The sequence below is a fragment of the Azospirillum thiophilum genome (assembly GCF_001305595.1).
Lineage (GTDB): Bacteria > Pseudomonadota > Alphaproteobacteria > Azospirillales > Azospirillaceae > Azospirillum > Azospirillum thiophilum.
Map to the genome: position 1 here is coordinate 842,793 of NZ_CP012402.1, position 12,100 is coordinate 854,892.

Genomic DNA, 12,100 nt, shown 5'->3' on the forward strand with positions numbered 1-12,100 from the left:
CCGGGGACGATGGATGCGGGCGTCGGTTGCGGGAGGGGGCGGGAAGCCTTCGTAGGGCGCCCGCCCCGGTCACGGTGCGTGGCCGGCGGTCACTGCTTCAGAAGCGTTTCGACCTGCTTCTGCAACTCGCCATAGCCTAGCTTCTCATAGACCGATGCCGTCGCGGTGCGGAAGGGAGTCACGTCGATGTCGACGACCTGCATACCCTTGTCCTTCATCTGCTTTTCGAAGTCGGCGAGCGAATCCTCGGTTCCCTTCGACGCTTTGTCGCCAGCCTTCAGAGCCTCTTCGCGCAGCAGTGCCTGCATGTCCTTCGGCAGGCCGTCGAACCAGGCGGCACTGGTGACGATGCCGGTGATCAGGTTGATATGGCCGGTCTTGGTCAGATATTTAGCCACCTCGTACAGGCGCGCCCCGTAGATGGCCGGATCCTGAGCCTCCGCACCGTCGATCACCTGCTGCTGCATGGCGGTGTAGACCTCCGACCAGGGCAGGGGAGTGGGGGTGGCGCCCATGGCGCGGATCGTCTCCATCCAGACCGGCGCACCGGGCGTGCGGACGCGCACGCCGGCGAGATCGGCCGGCGTCGTCACCGGCTTGTTGGTCAGCATGTGCCGTTCGCCCTGCCACCAGTTGAAGGACAGCACCTGATGGCCCGACGCCTTGCGCAGCTTCTGCGCCCATTCCTCGAACATCGGCGAGGTCACGACCTTGCGGATGCCTTGGTAGCCCTGGGCGATGTAGGGCGCCCCAAGCACGCCGAACTCCTTCACGAACACGGCCAGCCGGCCACCATCCACCACCACCGCGACGGGCGCGCCGGCGCGGGCCTGTTCCAGCAGATCCTCGTCCTTGCCCAACTGCGAGGCGGGAAACAAGCGGACGCTCATCTTGCCAGCCGACCGCTTCTCCACATTGGCCTTGAACTCCTCAAGCCCCTTATAGAGCGGATCCTGCTGTGTCAGCGCCGTATTGACGCTCAACGTGTAGTCGGCTGCGGACGCGCCGACCGAAACCAGGGACACCAATGCACCGAACAGTGCCGCACGCACGGCGTTCGCCATGACAAACATGCCTTTTCCTCCCAGCGATATGGACTGCCGGCAAACGCCAGCCGGCATTTTTACTGGTGTATGTTCGGCCTACCGCCAGACCGGCACAGCCCCGGAATGGAGAGTGCCGGTCTGGCAGGCGAATGGCCGAAAACCAGATTGTTCAAACACTGGTATGGTAGTATGCATGATTGCTGTTGGCAATAGCGTTTCTTACGGAATGTCCGCATGCCGTCGCCAGGATTCGGCTGAGGCGGTCTCACGCCTTTCCGCAGCGCGCGACTGGAAGGCCAGGTTTCTCATCGCATAGCCGAGCCCGCCGGCCAGGAGCACTCCTGCAACCATGGCGATAGCTCTGGCACTTCCGCCCGGCACGGTCAGGCGCAGGCTGTTGTGCGGCATGCCGAAGCGGCCGCGCGCGCGGTGCAACCCATCGACGGGATGGTAAAGGTTGTCAGGGCGTCCGGGTTTCTCGCACTCGTCCGTCAATTGTCCATCAATCGCGGTGGCGGAGAGATGACGGTCGATGAGGCCCGGCGCCAGGAAGTTGCCCAGAATCGCCAGCATTGCCGGCCCTCCCAGCCAATATTCGCGGCGCGGGTTTTCGGCGGCATGGAGGATGGCGCGGGCGACGTCCTCCGGTTGGAAGATCATGCCCATCGGCCTGGCACGATACCGCATGTGGCTGCGTGCCCATTCGAACTGCGGTGTGTTGACCGCCGGAAGATGCACTGCGGTCAGCCGGATGCGGCTGCCCTCATGGTGGAGTTCCGACCGCAGGCTGTCGATGAAGCCTTGAACCGCATGCTTCGCCCCGCAATAGGCGGACTGCAGTGGAATCGACCGATAGGCCAACGCCGAGCCTACCTGCAGGATCGTACCGCGGTCGCGTTTCCGCATCCGACGCAAAGCCGTCTGGATGGCGTAAGCGGAGCCCAGGTAGGTCACTTCGGTCACGCGCTTCAGTTCCTCCGGCGTCACCGACCGCACCGGGCCGAAAACGGTGACCATCGCCGCATTGATCCAGACGTCGACGGGGCCGAACATTTCCTCCACCCGGTCGGCTGCATCTTCCAGCGCGCCGGCATCGGCGACGTCGAGCGGTAGGACCAGCGCCCGCCCGCCCAGCCGCTCCACCTCGCGTTTCACTTCCTCCAGCGCATCGGCGGAACGGGCGATCAGGCCGATGGAAGCCTGACGATAGGCGGCAAAGGCCAGCGCGGTGGCGCGGCCGACCCCGGCCGAGGCGCCCGTGATGCAGACGACGGGAAATGAGGGAAAGTCGCGGGACAGTGACATGACGGGATCCTGTTTGGTATGGCTGGCGGGAAAGCGGCGGACGCTTCCTCTGCTCCAACGACCTCCGTCACCCGCGGTTCCGCCGCGTTCTAAGGTGGATCGGGCAGAAAAACGGGGCGGCACCCGGTCGAGCGCCGCCCCATCTCGAAAGACCGTATGATTATGGGCTTCTATCGGGTCAGCCCTGGCGGGGCCGCAACGGCGGTCCGTCGCGGAAGGGCTTGTCGACTCCCCCCTTGTCGTTGGTCTGGTTCTCGATGTCGCCCTCGAAGGTGCTTTCGCCCTGGGCCAGTTCCAGGTCGTCCGGCGTCATTCCGGCGGCACGAGCCCCCTTGGACCCGCCGATCTGAGGGTTGTTCTTCAGGTCGGCATCGGTCGGCTTGTCGGTCTTCCCATGTTTGCTTGCGCTCATGGCGGCATCTCCGTTCCGGTTCCGTGAATGCCCTTCCTTCAACCGACGCCGTGCAGGATCGTTGCGAAACCCCTTCTCCCCTTTCGGAATAGGGATAGGATGAGGACGGTTCGGTTCAGCCGAAGATCGCCCAGGAAGGCCAATGGTTGACAGTAAAGTTCGGTTGCAAATTCGCGTGCGCGGACGAGTGCAGGGTGTGGGATTCCGTCCGCATATCTATGCTCTCGCCCGGCGTTTCAGGCTGACTGGCTGGGTGTTGAACGACCCGCAGGGCGTGCTGATCGAAGTGCAGGGTGTCGCAATCGACGCCTTCCGTGCTGCCCTGGCCGGGGACGCGCCGCCGCTTGCTCGCATCGATGCCGTCGAATGCGCTTCCGCCAGCCCGATCCAGGACGAATCCGATTTTGTTATTCGCCACAGCGAATCCGCCGGGACCATCGCCACCGGCATCGGGCCGGACGCTACAGTGTGCCCGGCCTGCCTCGCCGAACTGTTCGATCCGGCCAACCGCCGTTATCGCTATGCCTTCCTGAATTGTACCCATTGCGGCCCGCGTTACACCATCACGCACCAATTGCCATACGACCGACCGCAAACGGCGCTGGCCGGATTCCCGCTTTGCCCGGATTGTCTGAAGGAATACCGTGATCCTGCCGACCGCCGCTTCCACGCTCAGCCGACGGCCTGCCCAAGCTGCGGCCCGCACTTGTCTCATCAGCCGGAAGCCATACTGGCGGCGCTTTGGGGGGGCAGGATTGTCGCCATCAAGGGGCTCGGCGGCTTCCATCTGGCCTGCGACGCGACGCGGGCCGATGCGGTTGAACGATTGCGCCGGGTCAAGCAGCGCAACGGCAAACCCTTCGCTCTGATGGTCGCCAATGCAAACTCCGCGACACGGCATGTCCGTATGGATGCCGACGAGACGTCATTGCTGGAAAGCGTCGCGCGGCCCATCGTCCTGCTGCGGCGGCGGGAGGAGTCTTCGGGCCCTCCCGCCGAGATCGCCTCCGACATCGCTCCCGGCCTCGCCTGGCTCGGTGTCATGCTGCCCTATACGCCCCTGCATTACCTGCTGTTCCACGAAGCGGCCGGACGGCCGGACGGCTCCGACTGGCTTTGCAAGCCGCAGGATCTGACGCTGGTCATGACCTCCGCCAATCCCGGCGGCGAACCGCTGGCCATCGCCAACGAAGAGGCCCATGAACGGCTGTCCGGCATCGCCGACCTGATCGTCGACCATGATCGCGACATCGTCATCCGCGCCGACGACAGCGTTGTCCGCAAACTGGCCGGCGCCCCTGCCTTCCTGCGACGAGGGCGTGGCCATGTGCCGGAGCCGATCCGGCTCGCCCGGCCGATGCCGCCCGTCCTGGCGCTCGGCGGCCATCTGAAGGCGACGGTCTGCATCACCCGCGGTGACGAGGCCTTCCTGTCGCAGCACATCGGCGACCTCGACAATGCGGCGACGTTGGGTTTCCTAGAGGAGACGGTCGCACATCTGCTGCATATACTGGGGGTCGAGCCGGTCGCCGTCGCCCATGACAAGCACCCCAATTTCCAGACCACCCGTTTCGCCGAGCGGAGCGGCCTCCCGACCATCGCGGTCCAGCACCACCATGCCCATGTCGCCGCGGTCATGGCCGAACATCGACTCGACGGGCCGGTACTCGGCCTTGCGCTCGACGGCTTCGGATTGGGGGAGAGGGGCCAGTCCTGGGGTGGGGAGATGCTGGTGGTCGACGGGTTTGCGGCCGAGCGCATCGGCCATCTCGGCCATCTCGCCCAGCCCGGCGGCGACGTCGCAGCGCGCCAGCCCTGGCGGATGGCCGCCGCGGCGTTGGCCCGCATGGGCCGCGCCGACGAGATCGTTCCGCGCTTTGCCGGCTACGGTCCAGCCGACGGGGTCCGGCGCATGATCGAACGCAGCGTCAATGCACCGCCAACCAGTTCCTGCGGACGCTGGTTCGATGCCGCCTGTGGACTGCTAGGCGTCCGCGCCGTTGCCGGCTTCGAGGGCGAAGCGCCGATGGTGTTGGAATCGCTCGTTCGCCAGCCACGGGTGGCAGAGGGCGCATGGCGGATTGAAGATGGAGTACTCGACTTGACGCCTCTGCTGGAACGGTTGTTGTCCGTTAACGATGCGGTGGATGGGGCCGAGTTGTTCCACGGCACCTTGGCCGCCGCGCTGGTCGATTGGACACTGCCTGCATTGCGGGCACGCGACCTCTCGCAGATGGTGCTGTCCGGCGGTTGCCTGATGAATGCAGTGTTGGCGGAGGAACTGGTCGCCGGCTTCCGCGCAGCAGGGGTAAAGGCGCTGCTGCCGAGGCTGGCACCCGCCAATGATGGCGGACTCAGCCTCGGCCAAGCCTGGGTGGCTTCCATTACGTTGTAGGAGCAAGCTTTTCTTAAGAGAGCGGATTGAACTTAAGCCCAGCAGCCCGCAACATCGCCGCCGCTGCCGCCGCATCCCGCCGCGTCGCCCACCGATTGAGCGAGTTCATCCCTTCGGCGGCACGGAATCGGCTAGTCTCCTCGACCAGCAGTTTACCTTCGTCGACGGTGTGGAAACGGTAGCCGAGGGGGCGCAGGATCGCATCCACCCTTTCTGCCGCTTCGTCGTCCAGGCATTCGATTAGCAGGTCCGGACCGCAGCGATTCAGAATCCCGGCCATCCCGGCGAGCACCTGCGTCTCCGCCCCCTCGACGTCGATCTTCACGAGATCCACCACCGTCTCGCCGGCAAGCTCCAGCAGGTCGTTGCCGGTGACTCCCGGAACGGCCTCCTCGACGGTGCCGTCGCCCTGTTGATGACGGACGATCGAGGCACCGGAGGTCAGGAATTCCGAATGCGTCGTCCGGCGTACCGTCACCACCCCCGGCTTGTCCAGGACCGCGGCATGCAAGGCCATGGCCCGACTGCAGCCATTGGCCTCAAGGTTCTTCTCCAGCCGCGCCAGATTGGCGGAAACAGGCTCTGCCGCAATGATCCGTGCCAGGGGAGCCGCCCGCGCTGCCATCAGGGCGTAGATCCCGGTATAGGCACCGATATCCAACACAACACGCGCCCGCACGGCCAGGGTTTGCCAAAGCCGCAGCGATGCCGGCTCATAGCTGCCGCGCCAGCCCAAGCTCATGCAGACGAGGTCGTCATTGTCGTCGAACAGCATGATCGGTTCGCCGATGGTCGGCTCAATCTCCAGGAAACCATGGTAGGGGAACTGGCGGCTAATGGAAACGAGGCTGCCCGCATCGGTCGCGCCAAAACCCCGCTGCCAAATCCGTGTGTCCAAAGTGGCGGCGTTGCGAGCCTCGATCACCGCTTCTGAATCGAGAGCAAGGTTATGCGAACGCCGCGCCTTTTCTACTACCTGCTCAACCGACATCCGCCACGAGCCGCCATTGCCGGATCGCGGCCCGGAGGAATGCAGGCCCCTGCGGTTCAGGAACAGGGGCGTCGAAATCTTGACGCAGCGCGCATTGTCCCAAACCCTCAGATAATAATCGAAGTCCTCCCCCAAATCCAAATTCTCGTCGAATGGATTCGCCAATGCAACGGAGGTGCGGACAAAGTGCCCCATTTGCAGCGTAACGTAGGGATCGTGCAGAAGCAGGTCGTTCAGCGTCTCGATGCGCGGAAGTTGAGGAAGGCGGATGCGGCCGCTCACCGAATCCTGACCGGGCTCCGCGTCCAGGCTTTCCAGGATGAGGCCCCACACGGCGTCCACCCGGTCCATGTGCGCTGCCATCTGCTGGAAGGCCTGCGGCATCATCAGATCGTCGGCGTCCAGGAAGAAGAGCCAATCGGCCCCTCGGGCGGCAGCCTCGCGCACGCCTTCGTTGCGGGCCGCCGATCGCCCCTTGATCCCGGCGGTGTCGTCGATCACCACGCAGTCGAACTCGGTGAAGGAGCCGGGATCGGTCTGCGCCGCGGCCATCACCGAATTCACAGCCTGCCTTGAATGCGCCTCGTGCCCGGGACCGACCGGGATCACCACCGCGCATTTCACCTTCGGTCCAGGCTCGGGTGCCCGGCGGAACAGAGTGGTGCCAATGTGGAAGAACCCTGCCGCGCTAAACTCCTGTTGCAGCCGCTGCTCGGTATACTTGTTGCAATGCATGCCGCGGGTCTCAGGGAAGAGATCGCTGGCCGACGGCATAATGTATTCGAAATTCTGAGCGATATAATCTTCGTCAATCGGGTAGAACGGGGTGTTGACGATCAGGTAACCTCCAGGCCGCAATGCAGCGTAGAGGTGGGGAAGAAGAGCCCGCACCTCGGACTTGGGAATGTGCTCGATCACGTCAAGCATCAGGATCGCATCGAACGTACCTACGAAGCCTTGTGTGGCGATGAACTGGAGAGCGTCGTCACAATGAACCTCCCAGCGCTCAGCGGGAAAGACCTTCAGGGTCTCGCGCGCCAAGGCCTGGGCGGCGTCCGAAAAATCTACGCCGACATAATGAGTCGCCTTGCCGGTCGACAGCAGGTAACGCGCTGATTCGGCACGCCCATAGCCGATTTCCAGCACTTGGGCGTTGGTCAGAGGAAATTGGTCGATCAGCTTGCGGTGGATGGCAGAAATGCCGCCGACCTCCCACTCCTCCGCTCCCACCGCACCGTAGTGAAGCCTGTTTCCCGTCGCATCGCGCCCGGTGAAGTACTCGCGGGTATAGAGTTCTTTTGCGAAACCCATGTTCGATCCCCGGCGGCGGTATTGATCGACCATCGATACGCGCTGTCGGGGTATTGAGGCAAGCGTCCTCCGGCATTCCTCCAAGGTCCGGTCAACCGGAAAGGACTGGATCGGGAGAATGATGGACGCAAACATGCCAGACAGCCGGCACCGGGCACCGCCCGATGCCTACCATCCTTTGCATCACCCCCTATGCGCCGCCCGCTTCGCCGGCTTTTCATGCTCCTCGTCGGCTGGTGCCTCGGCGTCCTTGAAGGTGCGGACGCCGCTGATCATGGTTGAGATGATCGACTGGCGCGACATGATGTCCTCGCGCACCGCGGCATAGACATGGACGATCACGAACAGCAGGATCGCCCACATGCCGAGATGATGCCAAGTGTGGACGTCCATGCTCTGGCCGAACAGCGGGATAACCCAGCCGAACAGCCGGTCCTGCCAACCGCCTTGTCCCGCACCCTCGCTGTAAAGTGCGAAGCCGGTGACGATCATGAAGACGCTGCCGACCGCGATGGCCCAGAACATCGCGAACTGAGCCAGCGGGTTATGACCGACATAGAGCTTGGGCTTGCGTTCCAGGAACAGGTACCAGCGCGCTTCCGTGAACAGTTCCTTCCACCAATGGCCGTTCCAGAATGGAAAGCGGAACAGCTGTTTGGCATGGTGGTTTCCGGCGAAGGCCCAGTAGAACCGGCCGATGAAGCCGATGGCGAAGATATAGGCCGCTGCGAAGTGGACGAAACGGATGTAGCCCATCAGGAAATTGGCGCTCGCCTCGCCGGGCATGCTGGGCAGCGGGTTGGCGATCAGATAGCCGGTGATCGACAGCACGATGATGGCAAGCGCGTTGACCCAGTGCCAGACCCGCACCGGCACCTCGTACACATAGATCGCCTTCAGGAAGCGGCCGGCTGCCGGCGCAGCCGCCCCTTCCTCGTCCGGTGCCGCCACCGGCTTCGCATTGTCGAGAGGAGCCATGACGTAATCCTCCGCGTTTGCCGGTCAGCGCACGGTGACGCGGGCCAGTTCGGCGCCGTCGGGCGCCATGACATGGGTGGAGCAGGCCAGACACGGGTCGAAGCTGTGCAGGGTGCGCAGGATCTCCACCGGCTCTTCCGGGCGCTCCATCGGCGTGTTCAGCAGCGAAGCCTCGAACGCCCCGATGTTCCCCTTGGGATCGCGCGGGCTGCCGTTCCAGGTCGTCGGGACGACGCACTGGTAATTGTCGATCTTGCCGTCCTTGATCTTGATCCAATGGCCAAGGCCGCCGCGCGGGGCGGCGACGGTGCCGACGCCCTTGGCCTCCTTCGGCCAGGTCTTCGGATCCCACTTCTCGACATTCGCGGTGGCGCTGTCGCCGGCCTTGATGTTGGCGATCAGGGCGTTCCAGTCGTCCAGCATCATGGTGCAGCAATATTGGCATTCCAGCGCGCGGGCCAGCGTGCGGCCGATTGTGGTCGGCAGCGCCTGCTGCGGCGTGAGGCTGGTGCCGGCCAGCTTGTTGAAGGCGCCCAGCGATTCGGTGATCTGGTCCTTCACGTAACCGACGCCCTGGGCATAGGCTAGGATGTAGCGGGGCAGGGGACCGACCTCCACTGCGTGGCCGCGCCAGCGCGGTGCCTTGATCCAGGAATATTTGGCGGCCTCGTCCAGCTCCTTGATGTCGGTGCGGGTGCCCTTGGCATTGGGACCGAGCTCGAACTTGGCCTGGGTCACGCCGTCCCACGGGTGCAGGCCCTTGCTCTCGTCGTCGTAATGATACCAGCTGTGGGCGACGAACTCCTGCACCTGCGCCGGGTCGCGCGGGTCGATGGGATGGACCTCGTTCCAGTTGCCGTTCAGGATCACGCCACCCGGCAACTGACAGGTCGAATGGTCGTACGGCACCTTCTCATAGTCGCCGTAGTCCATGACGTTGGTCGCCGCCAGCCCGCCGCCATGGAGCCAGTCCTTGTAGAAGCTGGCGATGGCGAGCACGTCGGGCAGATAGACGTTGTCGACGAAGGCCGTGGCCTCCTGGATGCGGGCGCGGATGAAGTTCAGCCGCTCCATGTTCAGCGGTGCGCCCGACGATCCGGTGCCGTCCATGTTGATGGCGCAGGGGACGCCGCCGACCATGTAATTTGGGTGCGGGTTCTTGCCGCCGAGGATGGTGTGGATCTTGACGATGTCCTTCTGAAGGTCCAGCGCCTCCAGATAATGGGTCACCGCCATCAGGTCGGCTTCCGGCGACAGCTTGTAGGCCGGGTTGTCCCAATAGCCGTTCTTGAAGATGCCGAGCTGGCCGCTCTCCACGAACTTCTTCAGACGGGTCTGGACGTCGCGGAAATAGCCTGGACTGGACTTGGCATGGCGTGGCGACACCGCCTGTTGCAGCGCCGAGGTCGCTTGCGGGTCGGCCTTCAGGGCATTGACCGGATTGACCCAGTCGAGAGCGTGCAAATGGTAGAAATGGACGATGTGGTCATGGACCTGCAGCGTCTTCGCCATGATCTCGCGGATCAGGTGGGCGTTCTTGGGGATGCGGATCTGAAGCGCATCCTCCACCGCGCGGACCGAGGTCAGCGCATGGCACCCGGTGCAGACGCCGCAGATGCGCTCGACGAAGGCCCAGGCGTCGCGCGGGTCGCGGCCCTTCAGGATGACCTCGAGGCCGCGCCACATGGTGCCGGTGGACACCGCGTTGCGAATGACGTTGTTGGCGTCGACATTCACCTCGCAACGCATGTGCCCTTCGATGCGGGTCACCGGATCGACGACGATGCGCTTGCCGCCGTTGTCGAGCGAGAAACCGTTCGGGGTCTGGACGATGCCCATGGTCAGACGTCTCCCTTGTGCTGTGCGCGCTTCAGGGCGCTGACCGCCGCGTGGGCGGCGATAATGCTGCCGACACCGATGGCGGCGGTGGTGCCGATCTCGTCGGCGTTGGCCTCGATCCCGAACTGGAGGATGTCGGACTGGCGGGCATACCAGGACCCCTTGTCCCAGAATCCGTCCTCGGAACAGCCGATGCAGCCGTGTCCGGACTGGATGGGAAAGCTCGTTCCCTCGTTCCAGCGGACGGTGGAGCAGGCGTTGTAGGTGGTCGGGCCCTTGCAGCCGACCTTGTAGAGGCAATAGCCCTTGCGTGCGCCCTCGTCGTCGAAGGACTCGACGAACTGGCCGGCGTCGAAATGCGGCCGGCGATAGCATTTGTCATGGATGCGCTGGCTGTAGAACATCTTCGGCCGGCCCTGACGGTCCAACTCGGGGATGCGGTCGAAGGTCAGCATGTAGGTGATGACGCCGGTCATCACCTCGGCGATCGGCGGGCAGCCGGGAACCTTGATGATCGGCTTGTCGGTGATGACCTCATGCACCGGGGTTGCCCGGGTCGGATTCGGGCGCGCCGCCTGGACGCAGCCGAAGGATGCGCAGGAGCCCCATGAGATGATCGCCTTGGCATCGCGGGATACCTTGCGGAGTTGGTCGACGAAGGGCTTGCCGCCGACGATGCAGGCCATGCCGTCGTCGTTCAGCGGGGGATTGCCTTCCACCGCAAGGATGTAGTTGCCCTTGTACTTCTCCATCACCTCGTCGAGGATCGCCTCGGCGTGGTGGCCGGCCGAAGCCATCAGCGTGTCGTCGTAATCCAGCGAGATCATCGACAGCACCACATCCTTGACCAGCGGATGCGCCGAACGGATGAAGGACTCCGAACAGCAGGTGCATTCCAGCCCGTGCAGCCACAGGACCGGCGTGCGCGGCTTGGTTTCCATCGCATGGACGATCTGCGGCACCAGTTCCGGCCCCAGGCCGAGCGCCGCAGCGGTGAGCGAACAGTATTTCAGGAACGAACGGCGCGTGATCCCTTGCCGCCGCATCACCTCGTAGAAGGTTTCCAGCGTTGCCATCGGTTTGTTTTCTCCCGTCGGGCAGCACCGGCGTGCGAGCGGCCGGTGCGCTTCTCCGACGGTCATAGGCAACAATCGTGCCGTAGTACGAACATTCGGCAATCCAACGGTCACAGAGCAGGCAGCCTTCCTGCCGCTGGCAAGTCCCCGGCCGAAACGGCCGGCCGGGGTGGAAAGACGGTTGCCGCTTACTGCACCGCTTCTTCCGGCCGACCGATCAGCTTACGGATCGCCAGCCCCAGCGCGATGCCGGCCGCGTGCAGCCCGGCAGTGCTGACGAGGAAGCCAGCCGCGTAGCCGAGCGCGGCGGCGTCCGCCGGCATTTCCGCCCCATGGGCGAAGCCGTGGAACAGGCCGAAGCCGGCGGCGAAGGCCATACCGACCGAACCATTGCGGCTCATCGGCATGATGCAGAGCAGTGCCAGCACGACGATCGAGGCGTAGATCGTCGGCTCCACGAGCGGCAACCCGCCGCCCAGAATCGCGAACAGCCCGCCGGCCAGCATGGCGGCCATGAACGCGCCCGGTACGGCGAGAGCGGACCGGCCGCCGATGGTCGCGCCATAGACGCCGACGGTGACTATGACAATCAGGTGGTCGAGCCCGCCCAGCGGATGCGCGGCGCCATCGAGGAAACCGGCCCCGGCGAGATGGCCGGGATGGGCGAGCGCCGGAGCGGCGGCAAGGGCGATGGCCGCGGACAAGGCGGCAAGTAGAGTGATCTTCGACATATCGAACGGCTCCTCG

Annotated in this window: 9 protein-coding genes; 1 reads left to right on the forward strand and 8 read right to left on the reverse strand. The window is 64.4% G+C overall.

What is annotated here, in order from left to right:
• Positions 1 to 89 precede the first annotated feature (89 nt).
• The 3 genes from AL072_RS17335 to AL072_RS17345 form a co-directional block, all read right to left on the reverse strand.
• Positions 90 to 1,073, reverse strand: coding sequence for a C4-dicarboxylate TRAP transporter substrate-binding protein (locus tag AL072_RS17335; protein WP_045583019.1), 984 nt, complete (start codon positions 1,071 to 1,073; stop codon positions 90 to 92).
• A gap of 192 nt (positions 1,074 to 1,265) precedes the next feature.
• Positions 1,266 to 2,351, reverse strand: coding sequence for an SDR family oxidoreductase (locus AL072_RS17340; RefSeq protein WP_045583018.1), 1,086 nt, complete (start codon positions 2,349 to 2,351; stop codon positions 1,266 to 1,268).
• Between the two features lie 178 nt (positions 2,352 to 2,529).
• Positions 2,530 to 2,763, reverse strand: coding sequence for a hypothetical protein (locus tag AL072_RS17345; RefSeq protein ID WP_045583017.1), 234 nt, complete (start codon positions 2,761 to 2,763; stop codon positions 2,530 to 2,532).
• 142 nt (positions 2,764 to 2,905) lie between these two features.
• Between AL072_RS17345 and hypF the strand changes: the two genes are divergently transcribed.
• Positions 2,906 to 5,158, forward strand: coding sequence for a carbamoyltransferase HypF (gene hypF, locus AL072_RS17350; RefSeq protein WP_045583016.1), 2,253 nt, complete (start codon positions 2,906 to 2,908; stop codon positions 5,156 to 5,158).
• 13 nt (positions 5,159 to 5,171) lie between these two features.
• Here hypF and AL072_RS17355 read toward each other — a convergent pair whose 3' ends face one another.
• The 5 genes from AL072_RS17355 to AL072_RS17375 all read right to left on the reverse strand — a co-directional run bounded on the left by AL072_RS17355 (position 5,172) and on the right by AL072_RS17375 (position 12,084).
• Positions 5,172 to 7,493 carry an FkbM family methyltransferase gene (locus AL072_RS17355; RefSeq protein WP_245636826.1) on the reverse strand — a complete coding sequence of 774 codons (2,322 nt, stop codon included), beginning with the start codon at positions 7,491 to 7,493 and terminating at the stop codon, positions 5,172 to 5,174.
• Between the two features lie 150 nt (positions 7,494 to 7,643).
• Complete coding sequence (gene cybH / locus AL072_RS17360; RefSeq protein ID WP_052710101.1) at positions 7,644 to 8,438, reverse strand: Ni/Fe-hydrogenase, b-type cytochrome subunit; 795 nt, start codon at positions 8,436 to 8,438, stop codon at positions 7,644 to 7,646.
• A 24-nt stretch (positions 8,439 to 8,462) separates the two neighbouring features.
• A complete protein-coding gene (locus AL072_RS17365; RefSeq protein WP_045583014.1) occupies positions 8,463 to 10,277 on the reverse strand; it encodes a nickel-dependent hydrogenase large subunit in 1,815 nt (604 codons plus the stop codon).
• Between the two features lie 2 nt (positions 10,278 to 10,279).
• Complete coding sequence (locus AL072_RS17370; protein ID WP_144428274.1) at positions 10,280 to 11,353, reverse strand: hydrogenase small subunit; 1,074 nt, start codon at positions 11,351 to 11,353, stop codon at positions 10,280 to 10,282.
• 188 nt (positions 11,354 to 11,541) lie between these two features.
• The gene (locus tag AL072_RS17375; RefSeq protein ID WP_045583013.1) at positions 11,542 to 12,084 is read right to left on the reverse strand and encodes a HupE/UreJ family protein; all 543 of its coding nucleotides are present in this window, start codon (positions 12,082 to 12,084) and stop codon (positions 11,542 to 11,544) included.
• Between the last annotated feature and the right edge of the window lie 16 nt (positions 12,085 to 12,100).